Source organism: Vibrio vulnificus NBRC 15645 = ATCC 27562, assembly GCF_002224265.1.
In the GTDB taxonomy this organism is placed as follows: Bacteria; Pseudomonadota; Gammaproteobacteria; order Enterobacterales; family Vibrionaceae; genus Vibrio; species Vibrio vulnificus.
The window spans coordinates 461012-478841 of record NZ_CP012881.1 but is presented as its reverse complement, the minus strand read 5'-3'; the positions used below and the strand labels follow the sequence as shown (position 1 = coordinate 478841).

Below are 17830 nucleotides of genomic sequence, written 5' to 3'. Positions count from 1 at the left end.
TTCACTATGCCACTACGCTCATAGGAGCACCGTTGTCAGAGTGCAAAGTAATGTTGCCTTGCACACACTTTTCCCGCCATGTTGTTCTTTGGAGTAACTCCGCTGCATATTCGCCTAGCTCCTGAGCATACACTTCTGCACCTACTACTTTTCTACTGAAGATATCCATTATCAAATAGAGGTAATAGTGCTTCCCTCGTATTTTCGATGGCAGATAACTGATATCCCAGCTCCATACCTGATTTGGTTTGCAGGCTTTTTGAACCTTTGGTCGAGAAGGACTTGTGCCAGCTTGGTTACGAGTTCGCTTACCTAGCTGGTTGTTTGCTTTTAATACACGATAAAATGTGGACTCTGAGGCAATGTAAATGCCTTCATCAGCCAACATTGGAACGATGATATTCGGAGGTAAATCGGCATACTCTGGTGTATTGCAGATATCTAATATCTGCTGCCTTTCGGCTTCTGATAGCTTATTATGAGGCTCGTGCTGCCGAGGATGCTGACGCATATCACTTGTGATTTCGGCAGAGTTCCGTGTCCAACGCTGGAACGTTCGTATTGATAACCCAACGGTGGAACAAGCCTTTGTCTTTGTTGCCCCTTTACGTACAGCTTCATCAACAAGTGTGACTATTTTAAGCCGCTCTGAGATAGGAATCAGTCTTCCTCGTTGATTTCCCAGAGGGCATTGAACTTTTCCCGCAAAACCAGTAGCGCAGCCATTTCAGCAAGTGCTTTATCTTTACGTGCCAACTCCTTCTCCAACGCTTTTACCTTTCTGCGTTCATCACGTAGTAGCTTATTTTCTTTGTGTGACATTGAAGCCGATGTTGTACTCTGCGCCTTGATAGACAGTGCTCGCCAGGTTTTAACGTCATCGACAAATAACCCTTTAGACCTACAGTATTCAGCTAACTCGCGTTCAGACATTGTTGCAGTTTCAATCACTATGAAAAATCTCTGCTCCGCTGAATAATCAGTAGTAGTATTTTCTAACGGCGGCTCTGTAGACAATAGGCCGCTTTCAACAAGTTCATTTCTCCACTTAGATACCACGGAAGGACTCACATCTAATTCTTTAGCAATTCTTCGATGAGACCAATTATATGGTGGTAACAGCCAAGTTTGGCCTTTCGTTTTCACATCAATTGGAACTGGATTGGCTGGCATAGTTATCTCCTTAAAAATCTAGGCGACAACTATGCTGACACAGGGGGGAAACGAGCGATCGCAATCACCGAAATACGCAGATCGATGTTGAAGGGTCTGTGTAAAATAGTATTTTGAAAACAATCCGATACATAAGTGACTTTCTTATATGTGAGGATTTTGATGGAATAAGTAGCACTCGATCTTGTTTTAGTTATTTGTTGGTTGAATGTATTGTGGTGGGTATGTAATCTCGCGGAAATATAAAAAATAGCAGTAGATTTATAAATCGTTATGGTTAGGGCTTATCCGAAACGGGTGGCACTGTCACGCAGTGCTGTTGTAAGTTCTCAGGTTTTGCTCAAGCTTACGGGCGTCTCTTATCAAGTGCCAAAAGAGCATACAGGAGATGATCTAAAAAGCTGGCTTAAGAACGCATCAGGTCAAACTGATGGTCAACTGAGATTAAAGCGTCTAAAAGAAAAAAAACTTGCAGCTTCACATCTTCCTCTTGCTTATCAACAGCACGATGGCGAATTTGTAGTGCTTGCTCGTCTGTCTGATGAGCAAGCGTTGATCCAACGCCATCACGAGCATGTACCCCAAGTCATTTCAAGAACCACACTTCAAGAAGTGTGGGCAGGTCAAGTGATTCAATATCATGAAAGCGGGCGCCAGTTTGATATTCGCTGGTTTATCCCCGAGTTTCTTCGATACAAAAAATTGCTGTCAAGCGTACTCTTCTTTTCGTTTCTCTTGCAATTACTAGCGTTGATTAGCCCTCTCTTTTTTCAGGTTGTGATGGATAAGGTGCTTGTTCACGCCAACATTTCAACACTGGATGTGCTTGCGATTGTACTGGTAATTGTGGGCGTTTATGAAGTGCTACTGAAAGGGCTTAGAGAGTACTTATTCGCACATACGACTAACAGAATTGATATTCAGCTCGGCGGTAAGCTCTTTGGCCATCTGCTGTCTCTGCCGCTCATCTATTTTAAAACACGGCAAGTAGGCTCAATTGTTGCCCGCGTTAGGGAGTTGAGTAGCATTCGTGATTTTTTGACCAGCTCTGCGATGACGCTCAGTGTAGATGTTGCGTTTAGCGTGGTCTTTTTCGCTGTAATGGGCTGGCTCTCTTTTCCTTTAATGGTGATGGTTGTCTCAACCATTCCCGTTTACTTCATTCTCGCTTGGGTAACTGGTGCACACCTGCATAAAGCCGTTGAGAGGCAGTTCTCATGCGGGGCGAAAAATACGTCTTTTGTTACGGAATCTGTCTCTGGCATCCAAACAATGAAAAGCCTTGCCATAGAGCCTGCTATGCGGCGGAAGTGGCAAGGACAAGTAGAAGACTTTGCTCACGCGAACTTTGATACGCAGAAAATTACAGCGGTCACGAACCAAATTGTACAACTTGTTCAAAAGTTAACAGCGGTACTTGTCATTTGGGCTGGCGCGATGCAAGTGATGGCACTGGAAATGACAATAGGTCAGCTTATAGCTTTCAACATGTTGTTAAGCCATGTACACCAACCCTTGGGTAAGCTGGTAGACCTTTGGCAGCAATTTATCCAAACGCGAGTCGGTATTGATGCATTGGGAGATATGCTTAACCTCCCGCCAGAAACCGAGCATTCCTCAGTTCAGGTTGATGGTGTCTCAGGCAACATTCAGCTGAGAAATGTTGTCTTTAGTTACCAACCGAAATCGCCTGCCGTGCTTAAAAGTATCGATTTGAGCATTCGTGCAGGAGAAACCATTGGGATTGTTGGCCCTTCAGGTTCTGGAAAAAGTACAATTACTCGTCTTATCCAAAAACTCTATCTTCCTGTTTCTGGGTCAATTCATATTGATGGCATTGATCTCGCTACGATTTCATCTTCATCGCTAAGACAGCACATTGGTGTTGTTCTTCAGGAAAACTATCTTTTCAATAAAACGGTTAGGGAGAACATTTGTTTAAAAAAGCCGACCGCTGATTTAGAAGAGATCATCAAAGCTGCGAAGTTGGCAGGCGCTCACGATTTTATTCTAAAACTCCCCATGGGATATGACACCGTTTTGGCTGAAGGAGGCGTTAGTTTATCTGGTGGTCAAAGGCAACGTGTTGCCATTGCCCGTGCTTTGCTGGGCGATCCTAAAGTCCTGATATTTGATGAGGCCACGAGTGCGCTTGATGACGAAAGTCAGGAAGTTATTCAGAACAATATGTCTGCCATCAGTCAGGGAAGAACCGTGGTCATTATCGCACATCGGCTTTCTACAGTGAGAAGTTGTGATCGCATAATTACGGTTGAAGCCGGCCAAGTGACCAGTCAGGGCTCTCATGAGGAACTGGTGGCACAAAACGGTATTTACCGACGGTTATGGCAACTCCAACAGGCAAAGCAGCAAGAAGAAAGGGAGTAAACATGGCGGGCATAATTGAGAAAATCCAGCCTCTGAAAAAAAAACGACAGGCACCCTTAGATGAACAGTATGAGTTTTTACCTTCGTATTTAGAAGTGGTTGAGAAGCCTGCTAGCCCGCTGGCTAAAACGAGTGCATGGGCTATTTCCAGTTTGCTCATAGCTGCACTTGTATGGTCGATAGTCGGCAAACTGGATATTTTTGCCAGTGCATCAGGACAAGTGATTGTATCTAGTCGCTCCAAAGTCATTGAACCTTTCGTCCAAGGTGAAGTGGAGGAGATTCTTGTTAAAGAGGGTGATCGAGTGCATCAAGGTGATGTATTGATCAAGCTAAACCCAATTGGCGCTGAAGCAGAACGTGCTCGAATAGCCAGTCAGATAGATTTCACCTTGCTAGAGATTAGTCGCTATCAAGCTCTTTTGGGCGATGAACTGCCCACGTTGTGGCTTGACCCAAATGTTGGATCTGAGGAATTGCTTAATGCATCACGAATGGCTATTCAGTCTGACTGGCAAGAAAGACAGGCACAATTGGAGGGGATTTCAGCGGAGCTTGATGTCAATTTGGCGAACCAACTGGCTGTGCGCAATGAGTTGAGCTCGCTGGCATTGCTCCGGAATAATGTCGAAGAGAGGTTGGATGCGCGCAAGATTTTAATGGAAAGCAAATCTATTGCTCGAATGGAAGTATTGGACTTGGAGAAAGAACTGCTTGATACGCAAAGAGCTGTGTTTCAGCAGCAATCCCAATTAAAGGTACTTCAGGCAGAAGAAAAAAAACTCAAAGACAGCCGGACGACCTATCTAGCGGGCTTGAAAAAAGACTATCACCATCGATTAAATGAACTTCAAGGTCAATATGAAGGGTTGGCGCAAGAGTTAGTGAAAGCTAACAATGCGATTCGTCAGCAAGTCCTTCTTGCGCCAGTGAATGGCACAGTACAGCAACTGCAAGTGAATACGTTGGGAGGGGTTGTTCAACCTGCGGAAGAACTGATGGTAATTGTGCCCGAAGACGCCTTGCTTGAAGTCGAAGCCAAACTGTTAAACAAGGATGTTGGTTTCGTCATTCCGGGACAAACCGTTGAAGTTAAAATTGATACTTTCCCCTATACCAAGTACGGCACCGTACCCGCGGATGTAGTTCATGTATCCCGCGACGCAGTTAAAGACGAACAGTTTGGTATGGTCTTTCCCGTCAGGATCCGATTGCAAAAGGACAACATTAAAGTTGAAGAGAACCTTGTGCCGCTTCAACCGGGAATGACTGTTGTCGCAGAGATAAAAACTGGTCAGCGGCGTGTGATTGAGTATCTGTTAAGCCCTCTCCAACAGTACCAATCTGAAGCAATGAGGGAGCGATAAGAAAATGATCGTGACAGATTTGCACCCGACACTGGATGTGTTATGCGAACTAGCGAATGACTATGAACTCGCACCAGATAGCTCGCAACTGGTGCATCGTCTAGGGAAAAACGATAACAGCATTGATGAGATTGATTTGTGTCGTGCGGCGCTATGGTCTGGCCTTCAAGCTCGGGTGGTTGAAGCCAATATTGATGAACTTCAGGCGTTGCCGCTGCCCGCGTTAGTGTTGATGGACGAACAGTGGCGACTTGTTAAGCGTATTAGCCCAAAAACTGTGGAGATCGTTGATCAGCATAGGCGATTAAACTTGGAAGTAGAGGCTTTCAAGCTTACATATCAAGGGAAGGTCCTAGTTGCGAGGGCTAACTTCCAAGCTAAAGAGAAAATTGCGTTTGGATTTGGCTGGTTTATTCCGGCAATAAAGAAGCATAAGCGACAGTTTTCTTGGGTCATCGGTGTGTCGTTAATGATTCAACTGATTGCATTGGTTTCTCCGCTATTGTTTCAAAATGTTATCGATAAAGTGCTTGTAAGCCGGAGCCTATCGAGCCTAGAGGTATTGGGCGTTGCCATGCTGGGACTTGCAGTGATGGGGCCGCTCTATGGATTACTTCGTAGTTGGTTATTCTCCAACCTGTCCAGCAAAATTGGTGCTGAACTTTCATCTAAACTCTATGATCATTTAACCGCATTGCCGCTTTCATACTTTAATGAGCGTCAAACGGGTCAGATCATCGCAAGAATGAAGGAAATGGATAGCATCCGACAGTTTCTGACAGGCTCCGGGCTGACACTGATTCTAGACCTTGCGTTTATCGGCTTGTTTATCGGTGTAATGCTGATGTATTCCTCTCTACTGACCTCGGTCGTTGTAATAAGTCTTGTGCTGTATTTCCTGTTTTGGATCCTCGTCGGTAAAGGGTTACGAACGCGAGTAAATCACGCCTTTGAAGCAGAAGCCGATGCAACAGCCATGCTGACAGAGTCGGTAATGGGGATAGAAACCGTTAAAACAACAGCAACAGAGTGGCGTTTCAACAAGCATTGGCAAGAGCAATTGGCGCATTTTACTAAGGCATCATTTGCCGCAACAAACTATGGTAACTGGGCTGGGCAAGGTATTTGCTTAATTCAGAAGCTCACAGCGGCATTACTCTTGTGGTTAGGTGTGAAACTTGTATTGGATGGAGCGCTTACTTCTGGTGAGTTAGTCGCATTCAATATGTTTGCGGGACATGTTACTCAACCTATTTTACGCCTCGCCCAAATTTGGCAGGATTTTCAGCATACGCTGATATCGTTGCGAAGAGTGGGTGACATTTTAGATGTAGAGACGGAATCCGGGTCTGAAGGGCTGGCTTCCGTGGCACCCCTAAAAGGAAAAGTAGCATTCGATAACGTGCGCTTTCGTTATTGCGAGCAGTCTCCTGACGTTTTGCGCGGATTGAGCATCACCATTGAGCCGGGAGAGTTCGTTGGGATTACTGGCCCCTCTGGTTCAGGTAAAAGCACACTGACCAAGTTGCTTCAGAGACTTTATAGCCCCACACAAGGCCAAGTCTTGATTGATGGATTGGATTTGGCCATCGCCGACCCGGTCCAGTTGCGTCGCCAAATGAGCGTTGTGTTGCAAGAAAGCCACCTGTTTTCAGGCACAGTCGCTGAAAACATTCGATTGAACTGTCCTGAAGCATCAGATGAAGATGTGAGAAACGCCGCGGAACTTGCGGGCGTCATCGATTTTATCGGCGATTTGCCGCAAGGTTTCAATTCTCCCGTCGGAGAAAAAGGGGCGTTACTTTCTGGCGGCCAAAGACAGCGAATAGCGCTTGCTCGTGCTCTTATCTCTAACCCTAGCGTGTTGATTTTAGATGAAGCAACTTCTGCGCTCGATTATGAGTCTGAGGCAGCCATTATGAGTAATATGACAAAAATATGTGAAGGTAGAACGGTAATAAGTATTGCTCACCGACTCGGCACGATTAAAAACGCCGATCGGATATTGGTTATAAATGATGGTCGAATTTCGGAAGAGGGAGAGCACAATGTCCTAATTCAAGAGCAAGGCTTATATAAGCATCTTTGGGAACTTCAATCTGGTTTTTCATAAGACTACAAGGGAAAAAGATTGTTAAATTCTTTAATAAAAAATTTTTAAGTCCTAAAGTGTAAGTGATCTTCGTGGCCTTATTATTTTTATAAGGTTAGTTATAACGCCTAAGAAGCACCATATAAATAGGCAAGTTTCGGAATGGACCAAGGTATGATATTTGAAAACCTTTGGTTAATTAAAAATAATCAATAATTAAATAAGGTTTTTTATGTTTTCTTTTTTTTATGCTCTTAGGGTAAAAAAGTCAGACCTAATACTAGCGACAGTAATTTCTACATTTACTTTAATATTTAGTATTGTCAGTAATAGAGTGTTCTTAGACCCTTATAAAGAAGGGGAAGTATATTATTCAAGCTACTCACATGATGGAAGGCACGGTTCTGATGGACGGGGTTTGAGTTATAGCATAATTCATAACGAAATAGATGGTTCTGATTATAAAGTACAAGGTTTTGATTTTGGGCGCCTTAGTAATAAATTAAATAATTATGGAACGCAAAGGTTTGATGAAGGGGAAATAGAAGGCATAAAGGTTGGCTTGGTTTCGACATCAAATGAAAATATATATTATGTGGTTTACGTAGAGTTTAATCAACAGGTTATGCTCGAAAGTAGACCCACAATAAAAACTATAAATGAAAATAATTTCAATAATTTTATATTTGGAGTTGTTTCTTCAATTTTTATATTTTTCTTTATCATAATAATTAATTCTTTAATAAATTTAAGTAAATAAAGGTATACGTGATGCAAGATATAGTCCGAAAAATTTTCAATAACAGAACTTTGGGAATCGCTGAACTAGAAACAAATGTTTTAGTGTTAGATTCGCAATTACAAGGGCAAAGGACGACAAGTAAATTACTTGCTGCCGCTGATGTTGTTGTCTCAGTAGCGGGCTTTTTAAACAAATGGCCAGGGCTAGGAATCGGAGTTAGTGTTGGTGCTGTCGTAGACGCTATGGATGTATACCGAAAGGAAATGCAACAAAACGATGGTCTCGTTGGAGAGAATACTATCGCTTCTCTAGTAGCTGCAAGCTCTGACCTTATTGCTGGTATTAGCGGAGCAGTTGCTGGAAAGTCAAAGTTGTGGCCTCTGGCTGCGGTATCCGCAGGCTTCTCGATGCTGAGCGTCGCAGCTAAGCACCTTTCAATACATGGAAGTAACGTTAATCAGGTAAAAAATAATTTAAAAAATGAACAAAAAAGTCTGCTCGATAGTTTGAGGTATCAGACAGAGTCAAGGCGTGATGCAGTTATTAAAGACTATGAATCTTTGATTCGACAAGAAGCTGAAAAAGCTGGCATCGATTTTTCTACGGTAATTGATAGCGGATTTTCTTCTGAGGTTGATGGACTTATTGAACTACTTAATAACGAGATTAATGCTGATATTGAGAAAAGCTTGTCGCTTCGTATCGATCTTAGTGTAGATCGAATAGAAGAGATAAAAGATGAATATATTGGGGACTTCAATACGATACTTGGCGGATATGGTGACGGTGGTAGAGTCACCAGCCTGTTAAATACCTCCCTCGGTATAGCGGTTAAAAAATCAAGAACTAAAATTTTAGATGCTGCCCACAATGATTTTATAGAAGAAGTCGAGGATGCGGATCTAAATCGTGCTCAAGTACTAGATTTTTCTGCAGGACTAAAAGATGCCCTTCGACAAGCTAATCTAAAGTCAGGCAGTGTTGGAGGATTTGTTGATAAATGGATTGGGAGATATCAACAAGCATTGTCTAGTACACGATCTAATCTGATAGCTGACTCACTGAGTTATAAAAACGGTGTATTGAACGGCGGGATGGTTTTAGTCGAGGAGGTCAATAAAGATCTCGTCCAAGATTATTTAAATAAACGTAATGAATTAAATGAACAATACCAAATATTTGAGAAGCTCGAAAAAAATAGACAAATAGACCTTGCTCATCGAGATGTCGCATCCTTAGTTATTGAGAATAAGAAAGTATTCATGGAAGATGTTCGCAATATGCATCAAACATCTGCGGAGTATTTACGTCAAAAAGCAATTAGACTAGCAGCGAAAGCAAACAGTAAAGAAGGAAAAGTACCGAATTCAATTTTTAATAAGTTGGGCGAACTTCACCAAGAAATAAACAATCAGATAGATAATTCTAGGGCTGCTACCAGTAACGTCCTCGATTCTTATTTGAGTAATTTTACTGACCTCACTCACTTTCTAAACATCTCAGATGTATATATAAAAGAAGAGCATCATCGATTAAATGATGGTTTTAGTAGTATTATTTCTTTATTAGAAAGCATTATCGACCAGTTGGAGGAGCTTCTAGATGAAGAGCCAGATGATGAAGAACAAGACAGCGATAACGATGGTATACCTGATGATATAGACCCTGATCAAGATGGTGATAACGACCCTAATAATCATGATGATGACAGCGGCTCTACTGGTGGTGAAGGCGGCACGCAAGGCGATGCTGTTCATGAGGGTAGTAATAACTCCGATCGCCAGCGCAGGATTGATCCACTCGTTCTCGATTTAGATGGGGATGGATTAGATTTTTTAAGTCTTGATAACAGCCAAGCCAAATTTGATTTAACGGGTAATAGCTTTGCTACCCATACGTCTTGGCTAAGTGGTGATGATGGGTTTCTTGCAATCGACAAAAACAATGATGGTTCGATAAACAATATCGACGAACTGTTTGGCCGTGAAGATATAACGGGTTTTGAGGAACTCGAGCTACTAGATAGTAATGGTGACGGTAAGATCTCAACGGAAGATGCCGCGTTTGAACAGTTACTAATCTGGCAAGATAAAAATGGCGATGGTGCATCTACACAAGAAGAGCTCAAGAAACTCTCAGACTATAACATCACAGAAATTAGCCTCGACAGGAGTGCATCTGGTGCAGAAAAAAATGATGTTTTACTCGAGGAAGTTGGCCACTATGTTACCGTTGACGCGAACGGTAACAGACAAGAATATCTACTGGGTGATGTGTTGTTCAGCACTCGACCAACCTATTCAGAATTCGTTGGAGAAGTCACGCTGACAGATGCGGCCAAAGCCATTGCAAACATTCAAGGCTACGGCATGATGCCCGACCTTAACGCAGCAATGAGCTTGAATAAAGAGTTTGAAGCTCAGATTCTCCAGTTTACCCGAGATTTAAGTAGCCAAACACTCACCAGTGGCTTTGATGACATTTTGTATGGTTGGGCCGGTTCTAAAAGGCTTACGCTTGCTGATATCGACAGCACCCCAAACTTGTCGGCTGACGAAAATGGTTTGGTTCGATTCCCTAATGCCAATATTACTCTTAGCATTGAACAGCTCGGTGTTCTAAAAGCTTACACAGGCATTAACACCCTAGAGATAGGTGACGGTATTTGGAACGCCAATGGACAGACGCATACTACGGGTCAACTTTATCTTGAAGCATGGAACAGTATTCGCGCCAATTTAGTGGCTAAGTTTGCAGTAAGTCAAGGACTCTTAGATCACTTAATCCCTTCTGTTACCTACGATGCTGCATCTGATACGTTACAAAGTACCTTCGATTTTAAGAGCCGTGCTGATGCAACATTTCAAAAAGTCACAAGCAAGTTAGGTAACCTAAAAACAGCTAATGATGCAGCAGAACTACTTCTTGTCTTAGATGTGTTCGAACAGTTTGAATCTGGCTTCTCCAAAACGCAAAAAGAATGTGTTATCGACCTTATTAAATCAGCAGAGCCAGCAGCTTATGATTGGTTAGCCAATAATATTGACCTTGTTAAGAAAATTGATAATAGCATTCTTTTGGGGACGAATACGCAAGGTGGCAGCGCTGCGGACTTTGCGATTGGTTCAAAAGGCAATGACATAATCAACGCGGGAGGCGGCAACGACATTGTTGAAGGCGGTCTTGGTGACGACACTTTGCATGGCCAAGACGGTGATGACCAACTTTTTGGTGGTGTGGGCAACGATACCTTGACAGTCAATGGTAGTGGCTCAAACACGCTGGAAGGAGGAGAGGGTGATGACCTTCTCAAGGTGAATCGCAGCGTGGATGCATACTATCAACGTGATCATGTGCGCAAGGCCGTCAACACGTTCAATGGTGGTCAAGGTAATGATCGTCTAGAAGGCAGTGCGGGTGCTGAGACGTATGTATTTAATCGAGGGGACGGGCAGGACACCATCAACGACTATGACCATAACAATTGGAGCTCCGTGGACGGTTGGAATCAAGTCGACCGGATTGTCTTGGGTGAAGGGATTAGCCGAGACGAGTTAACGTTGCGTCGAAACGGTAATCATATGGTGCTCATGATTGGAGGTCTTGATTCTGGGGATTCGATTACGATAGAGAATGCGTATACCGACAAACGGTACCGCATTGAAGAAGTGGTGTTGAGTGATGGTACGACACTGGCTCCGCAAGATATCCCTCTATACACCATCGACGGCGATAACGATATTCGAGGTGGTGGTTTTGCTGAGACGGTAACCGTAGGCGATGGCAATGACACTATTAGCCTTGAAGGCGGTAATGACACGATCCGTAGTGGTGGAGGGGTTGATACCGTTGATGCTGGAAGCGGTGATGATGAGGTTTATGCGGGTCTCGGAGACGATACGGTCTTGGCCGGCTCTGGTAATGACCTCGTTTATGGTGAAGAAGGTAATGATACGCTTCATGGCCAAGACGGTGATGACCAACTTTTTGGTGGTGTGGGCAACGATACCTTGACAGTCAATGGTAGTGGCTCAAACACGCTGGAAGGAGGAGAGGGTGATGACCTTCTCAAGGTGAATCGCAGCGTGGATGCATACTATCAACGTGATCATGTGCGCAAGGCCGTCAACACGTTCAATGGTGGTCAAGGTAATGATCGTCTAGAAGGCAGTGCGGGTGCTGAGACGTATGTATTTAATCGAGGGGACGGGCAAGACACCATCAACGACTATGACCATAACAATTGGAGCTCCGTGGACGGTTGGAATCAAGTCGACCGGATTGTCTTGGGTGAAGGGATTAGCCGAGACGAGTTAACGTTGCGTCGAAACGGTAATCATATGGTGCTCATGATTGGAGGTCTTGATTCTGGGGATTCGATTACGATAGAGAATGCGTATACCGACAAACGGTACCGCATTGAAGAAGTGGTGTTGAGTGATGGTACGACACTGGCTCCGCAAGATATCCCTCTATACACCATCGACGGCGATAACGATATTCGAGGTGGTGGTTTTGCTGAGACGGTAACCGTAGGCGATGGCAATGACACTATTAGCCTTGAAGGCGGTAATGACACGATCCGTAGTGGTGGAGGGGTTGATACCGTTGATGCTGGAAGCGGTGATGATGAGGTTTATGCGGGTCTCGGAGACGATACGGTCTTGGCCGGCTCTGGTAATGACCTCGTTTATGGTGAAGAAGGTAATGATACGCTTCATGGCCAAGACGGTGATGACCAACTTTTTGGTGGTGTGGGCAACGATACCTTGACAGTCAATGGTAGTGGCTCAAACACGCTGGAAGGAGGAGAGGGTGATGACCTTCTCAAGGTGAATCGCAGCGTGGATGCATACTATCAACGTGATCATGTGCGCAAGGCCGTCAACACGTTCAATGGTGGTCAAGGTAATGATCGTCTAGAAGGCAGTGCGGGTGCTGAGACGTATGTATTTAATCGAGGGGACGGGCAAGACACCATCAACGACTATGACCATAACAATTGGAGCTCCGTGGACGGTTGGAATCAAGTCGACCGGATTGTCTTGGGTGAAGGGATTAGCCGAGACGAGTTAACGTTGCGTCGAAACGGTAATCATATGGTGCTCATGATTGGAGGTCTTGATTCTGGGGATTCGATTACGATAGAGAATGCGTATACCGACAAACGGTACCGCATTGAAGAAGTGGTGTTGAGTGATGGTACGACACTGGCTCCGCAAGATATCCCTCTATACACCATCGACGGCGATAACGATATTCGAGGTGGTGGTTTTGCTGAGACGGTAACCGTAGGCGATGGCAATGACACTATTAGCCTTGAAGGCGGTAATGACACGATCCGTAGTGGTGGAGGGGTTGATACCGTTGATGCTGGAAGCGGTGATGATGAGGTTTATGCGGGTCTCGGAGACGATACGGTCTTGGCCGGCTCTGGTAATGACCTCGTTTATGGTGAAGAAGGTAATGATACGCTTCATGGCCAAGACGGTGATGACCAACTTTTTGGTGGTGTGGGCAACGATACCTTGACAGTCAATGGTAGTGGCTCAAACACGCTGGAAGGAGGAGAGGGTGATGACCTTCTCAAGGTGAATCGCAGCGTGGATGCATACTATCAACGTGATCATGTGCGCAAGGCCGTCAACACGTTCAATGGTGGTCAAGGTAATGATCGTCTAGAAGGCAGTGCGGGTGCTGAGACGTATGTATTTAATCGAGGGGACGGGCAAGACACCATCAACGACTATGACCATAACAATTGGAGCTCCGTGGACGGTTGGAATCAAGTCGACCGGATTGTCTTGGGTGAAGGGATTAGCCGAGACGAGTTAACGTTGCGTCGAAACGGTAATCATATGGTGCTCATGATTGGAGGTCTTGATTCTGGGGATTCGATTACGATAGAGAATGCGTATACCGACAAACGGTACCGCATTGAAGAAGTGGTGTTGAGTGATGGTACGACACTGGCTCCGCAAGATATCCCTCTATACACCATCGACGGCGATAACGATATTCGAGGTGGTGGTTTTGCTGAGACGGTAACCGTAGGCGATGGCAATGACACTATTAGCCTTGAAGGCGGTAATGACACGATCCGTAGTGGTGGAGGGGTTGATACCGTTGATGCTGGAAGCGGTGATGATGAGGTTTATGCGGGTCTCGGAGACGATACGGTCTTGGCCGGCTCTGGTAATGACCTCGTTTATGGTGAAGAAGGTAATGATACGCTTCATGGCCAAGACGGTGATGACCAACTTTTTGGTGGTGTGGGCAACGATACCTTGACAGTCAATGGTAGTGGCTCAAACACGCTGGAAGGAGGAGAGGGTGATGACCTTCTCAAGGTGAATCGCAGCGTGGATGCATACTATCAACGTGATCATGTGCGCAAGGCCGTCAACACGTTCAATGGTGGTCAAGGTAATGATCGTCTAGAAGGCAGTGCGGGTGCTGAGACGTATGTATTTAATCGAGGGGACGGGCAGGACACCATCAACGACTATGACCATAACAATTGGAGCTCCGTGGACGGTTGGAATCAAGTCGACCGGATTGTCTTGGGTGAAGGGATTAGCCGAGACGAGTTAACGTTGCGTCGAAACGGTAATCATATGGTGCTCATGATTGGAGGTCTTGATTCTGGGGATTCGATTACGATAGAGAATGCGTATACCGACAAACGGTACCGCATTGAAGAAGTGGTGTTGAGTGATGGTACGACACTGGCTCCGCAAGATATCCCTCTATACACCATCGACGGCGATAACGATATTCGAGGTGGTGGTTTTGCTGAGACGGTAACCGTAGGCGATGGCAATGACACTATTAGCCTTGAAGGCGGTAATGACACGATCCGTAGTGGTGGAGGGGTTGATACCGTTGATGCTGGAAGCGGTGATGATGAGGTTTATGCGGGTCTCGGAGACGATACGGTCTTGGCCGGCTCTGGTAATGACCTCGTTTATGGTGAAGAAGGTAATGATACGCTTCATGGCCAAGACGGTGATGACCAACTTTTTGGTGGTGTGGGCAACGATACCTTGACAGTCAATGGTAGTGGCTCAAACACGCTGGAAGGAGGAGAGGGTGATGACCTTCTCAAGGTGAATCGCAGCGTGGATGCATACTATCAACGTGATCATGTGCGCAAGGCCGTCAACACGTTCAATGGTGGTCAAGGTAATGATCGTCTAGAAGGCAGTGCGGGTGCTGAGACGTATGTATTTAATCGAGGGGACGGGCAAGACACCATCAACGACTATGACCATAACAATTGGAGCTCCGTGGACGGTTGGAATCAAGTCGACCGGATTGTCTTGGGTGAAGGGATTAGCCGAGACGAGTTAACGTTGCGTCGAAACGGTAATCATATGGTGCTCATGATTGGAGGTCTTGATTCTGGGGATTCGATTACGATAGAGAATGCGTATACCGACAAACGGTACCGCATTGAAGAAGTGGTGTTGAGTGATGGTACGACACTGGCTCCGCAAGATATCCCTCTATACACCATCGACGGCGATAACGATATTCGAGGTGGTGGTTTTGCTGAGACGGTAACCGTAGGCGATGGCAATGACACTATTAGCCTTGAAGGCGGTAATGACACGATCCGTAGTGGTGGAGGGGTTGATACCGTTGATGCTGGAAGCGGTGATGATGAGGTTTATGCGGGTCTCGGAGACGATACGGTCTTGGCCGGCTCTGGTAATGACCTCGTTTATGGTGAAGAAGGTAATGATACGCTTCATGGCCAAGACGGTGATGACCAACTTTTTGGTGGTGTGGGCAACGATACCTTGACAGTCAATGGTAGTGGCTCAAACACGCTGGAAGGAGGAGAGGGTGATGACCTTCTCAAGGTGAATCGCAGCGTGGATGCATACTATCAACGTGATCATGTGCGCAAGGCCGTCAACACGTTCAATGGTGGTCAAGGTAATGATCGTCTAGAAGGCAGTGCGGGTGCTGAGACGTATGTATTTAATCGAGGGGACGGGCAGGACACCATCAACGACTATGACCATAACAATTGGAGCTCCGTGGACGGTTGGAATCAAGTCGACCGGATTGTCTTGGGTGAAGGGATTAGCCGAGACGAGTTAACGTTGCGTCGAAACGGTAATCATATGGTGCTCATGATTGGAGGTCTTGATTCTGGGGATTCGATTACGATAGAGAATGCGTATACCGACAAACGGTACCGCATTGAAGAAGTGGTGTTGAGTGATGGTACGACACTGGCTCCGCAAGATATCCCTCTATACACCATCGACGGCGATAACGATATTCGAGGTGGTGGTTTTGCTGAGACGGTAACCGTAGGCGATGGCAATGACACTATTAGCCTTGAAGGCGGTAATGACACGATCCGTAGTGGTGGAGGGGTTGATACCGTTGATGCTGGAAGCGGTGATGATGAGGTTTATGCGGGTCTCGGAGACGATACGGTCTTGGCCGGCTCTGGTAATGACCTCGTTTATGGTGAAGAAGGTAATGATACGCTTCATGGCCAAGACGGTGATGACCAACTTTTTGGTGGTGTGGGCAACGATACCTTGACAGTCAATGGTAGTGGCTCAAACACGCTGGAAGGAGGAGAGGGTGATGACCTTCTCAAGGTGAATCGCAGCGTGGATGCATACTATCAACGTGATCATGTGCGCAAGGCCGTCAACACGTTCAATGGTGGTCAAGGTAATGATCGTCTAGAAGGCAGTGCGGGTGCTGAGACGTATGTATTTAATCGAGGGGACGGGCAGGACACCATCAACGACTATGACCATAACAATTGGAGCTCCGTGGACGGTTGGAATCAAGTCGACCGGATTGTCTTGGGTGAAGGGATTAGCCGAGACGAGTTAACGTTGCGTCGAAACGGTAATCATATGGTGCTCATGATTGGAGGTCTTGATTCTGGGGATTCGATTACGATAGAGAATGCGTATACCGACAAACGGTACCGCATTGAAGAAGTGGTGTTGAGTGATGGTACGACACTGGCTCCGCAAGATATCCCTCTATACACCATCGACGGCGATAACGATATTCGAGGTGGTGGTTTTGCTGAGACGGTAACCGTAGGCGATGGCAATGACACTATTAGCCTTGAAGGCGGTAATGACACGATCCGTAGTGGTGGAGGGGTTGATACCGTTGATGCTGGAAGCGGTGATGATGAGGTTTATGCGGGTCTCGGAGACGATACGGTCTTGGCCGGCTCTGGTAATGACCTCGTTTATGGTGAAGAAGGTAATGATACGCTTCATGGCCAAGACGGTGATGACCAACTTTTTGGTGGTGTGGGCAACGATACCTTGACAGTCAATGGTAGTGGCTCAAACACGCTGGAAGGAGGAGAGGGTGATGACCTTCTCAAGGTGAATCGCAGCGTGGATGCATACTATCAACGTGATCATGTGCGCAAGGCCGTCAACACGTTCAATGGTGGTCAAGGTAATGATCGTCTAGAAGGCAGTGCGGGTGCTGAGACGTATGTATTTAATCGAGGGGACGGGCAAGACACCATCAACGACTATGACCATAACAATTGGAGCTCCGTGGACGGTTGGAATCAAGTCGACCGGATTGTCTTGGGTGAAGGGATTAGCCGAGACGAGTTAACGTTGCGTCGAAACGGTAATCATATGGTGCTCATGATTGGAGGTCTTGATTCTGGGGATTCGATTACGATAGAGAATGCGTATACCGACAAACGGTACCGCATTGAAGAAGTGGTGTTGAGTGATGGTACGACACTGGCTCCGCAAGATATCCCTCTATACACCATCGACGGCGATAACGATATTCGAGGTGGTGGTTTTGCTGAGACGGTAACCGTAGGCGATGGCAATGACACTATTAGCCTTGAAGGCGGTAATGACACGATCCGTAGTGGTGGAGGGGTTGATACCGTTGATGCTGGAAGCGGTGATGATGAGGTTTATGCGGGTCTCGGAGACGATACGGTCTTGGCCGGCTCTGGTAATGACCTCGTTTATGGTGAAGAAGGTAATGATACGCTTCATGGCAAGACGGTGATGACCAACTTTTTGGTGGTGT

The 17830-nt window shown here is 45.7% G+C and carries 6 protein-coding genes and 1 pseudogene; 5 read left to right on the top strand and 2 right to left on the bottom strand.

Translation table 11 applies throughout. The annotated features are described in order from the left end of the window. Positions 1 to 4: 4 nt before the first annotated feature. Positions 5 to 511 carry a DDE-type integrase/transposase/recombinase gene (locus tag AOT11_RS02060; RefSeq protein ID WP_017420286.1) on the bottom strand — a complete coding sequence of 169 codons (507 nt, stop codon included), beginning with the start codon at positions 509 to 511 and terminating at the stop codon, positions 5 to 7. Between the two features lie 149 nt (positions 512 to 660). After that, the gene (locus AOT11_RS23660) at positions 661 to 1173 is read right to left on the bottom strand and encodes a helix-turn-helix domain-containing protein (protein WP_017420285.1); all 513 of its coding nucleotides are present in this window, start codon (positions 1171 to 1173) and stop codon (positions 661 to 663) included. A 273-nt stretch (positions 1174 to 1446) separates the two neighbouring features. Between AOT11_RS23660 and AOT11_RS02050 the strand changes: the two genes are divergently transcribed. From AOT11_RS02050 to AOT11_RS02030, 5 genes and pseudogenes are all read left to right on the top strand, one after another. Further along, entirely contained in the window at positions 1447 to 3561 is a 2115-nt protein-coding gene (locus AOT11_RS02050) for a peptidase domain-containing ABC transporter (RefSeq protein ID WP_049797964.1), read from the top strand. A 2-nt stretch (positions 3562 to 3563) separates the two neighbouring features. Further along, positions 3564 to 4928, top strand: a complete 1365-nt coding sequence (locus AOT11_RS02045; protein ID WP_017420283.1) for an HlyD family type I secretion periplasmic adaptor subunit — start codon at positions 3564 to 3566, stop codon at positions 4926 to 4928. Positions 4929 to 4932: 4 nt separating this feature from the next. Continuing rightward, the gene (locus AOT11_RS02040; RefSeq protein ID WP_017420282.1) at positions 4933 to 7041 is read left to right on the top strand and encodes a type I secretion system permease/ATPase; all 2109 of its coding nucleotides are present in this window, start codon (positions 4933 to 4935) and stop codon (positions 7039 to 7041) included. Between the two features lie 211 nt (positions 7042 to 7252). Continuing rightward, complete coding sequence (locus AOT11_RS02035; protein ID WP_017420281.1) at positions 7253 to 7780, top strand: hypothetical protein; 528 nt, start codon at positions 7253 to 7255, stop codon at positions 7778 to 7780. Between the two features lie 11 nt (positions 7781 to 7791). After that, positions 7792 to 17781: pseudogene (locus AOT11_RS02030) on the top strand (calcium-binding protein); the annotation flags it as partial. Between the last annotated feature and the right edge of the window lie 49 nt (positions 17782 to 17830).